Source organism: Flavobacterium macacae, assembly GCF_003865365.1.
Taxonomy (GTDB): Bacteria; Bacteroidota; Bacteroidia; order Flavobacteriales; family Flavobacteriaceae; genus Flavobacterium; species Flavobacterium macacae.
On sequence record NZ_RQVR01000052.1, the window covers coordinates 1 to 1,428 of the forward strand.

Consider the following 1,428-nt stretch of genomic DNA (forward strand, 5'->3'; position numbering starts at 1 on the left):
CACCAATCCCTGTGAAAACTAACTTTATGGGTAAGGGCACTTGTGCCCGAAAGTGAAGGAAAACACTGAAAACCACGTAAAGAAAACTACTCCAAAAAAAAGAGGCACAATAGCCTCTTGAAATTCTTCTTACTCATGTATCGTAAACCCCATAAGGGAGGGATGTAGAGCGGTTCCGTTCAACACGAGTTTCATTGTTGGCTTTGCAAGCCCAACGAAACTCTGGCTGTTATGTGCCGTTTTATTCTTCTGGTGTACTTGTCTTAGCATCTTCAATTCCTCTTTCAATTTTTGACGGAAGAATAAATAAAAACTCTGCTAAAGCTAAAGCGAAATCTATAACTTTTTTTGCATCATTTTCGTTTGGTAATTCCGCCTCTTCATCTGCGTGTCGTTCATCATTAGCATCTAGTCTAACTTCAAGTGCCCAATCAGACATTTCTTTTGTAATTAAATGATCTTTTAACGCGTTATTAATTCGCCCGTATAATTTGCCTTGTTTATACCCTTTTTCTTTTAGCATAGAATCTACTAAACTAGCCGCTAACATTACTGCTCCAGAAGGAGCATGGATACTATTTATTGCCTGATCTAAAAACGTTTTAGCTTTAATCGGAATGCTGTCATCGATCGAAATTTCACCTGGAAAGACTTCACTTACCCAAACAGAATGTTGCCTTGCATATGCCGTTATAATTCCTCCACAACGTTGGCACTGATAAATTCCCCAATTTCTGGGATTTGTGCCATCATGAGCTGCTGTTATAAAATGATATTTTTGAATTAGGTTAGGCTTATCTACTCGACAATGAGGACATCTTGATAATAGCAAATTTGGTGATAATTGAACGTTCATGATTTTATTTCTTATAAAATTAAGGTTTTTTGTCGCAATGTGGGCAATGGCGCACAACTCATAAATAAGCGAAACAAACTTTCGCATAAACACCCAAAAATAGCGGTATACACGAAACTTTGACCCGAATTATTTTAACGAATATAACAAAATATCTATTCCAAATTATTTATTTTTCTTACATTTTAATTAGGGCAAAAAAAACGCAGCCATAAAGGTTGCGTTTTTAGAAATGTTGTACGTTACGAGCAATAGGCTCGAGAAGTGGGGTTTAGTTGCCTCTGTAAGTAGAGTAGCCATATGACGAAAGTGTGATCGGAACGTGATAGTGATTTGCGTCTTTTATTTGAAATACCACTTCAATAAAAGGGTAAAAACTATCGGTGTTGTTTTTTTTAAAATAATCGCTGGTATAATATGTCAGTTTGTAAATGCCTAGGTTCGGTTTTTCTGAAGGCAGAAAATCGGTAATTCGGCCGTTATGGTCTGTGATTTTTTCATCCACAAACGACCAGGTTTTTTTCTGCTCATTGTACTTTTCTAATTTGATGCTCACGCCAGCAGCAGGCATT

2 protein-coding genes are annotated in these 1,428 nt (G+C 36.8%); both read right to left on the reverse strand.

What is annotated here, in order from left to right; translation table 11 throughout:
* Positions 1–241: 241 nt before the first annotated feature.
* Positions 242–856 (reverse strand): DUF4145 domain-containing protein, encoded by a 615-nt coding sequence (locus EG849_RS15470; RefSeq protein ID WP_125014332.1) that lies wholly within the window; start codon positions 854–856, stop codon positions 242–244.
* Between the two features lie 271 nt (positions 857–1,127).
* On the reverse strand, positions 1,128–1,428 hold a 301-nt coding region (uraH, locus tag EG849_RS15475; protein ID WP_125014334.1), incomplete at its 5' end, for a hydroxyisourate hydrolase.

Excerpts from the sequence above, each read along its gene's own strand:
- EG849_RS15470 (WP_125014332.1), bottom strand. The coding sequence starts at position 856 with ATGAACGTTCAATTATCACCAAATTTGCTATTATCAAGATGTCCTCAT.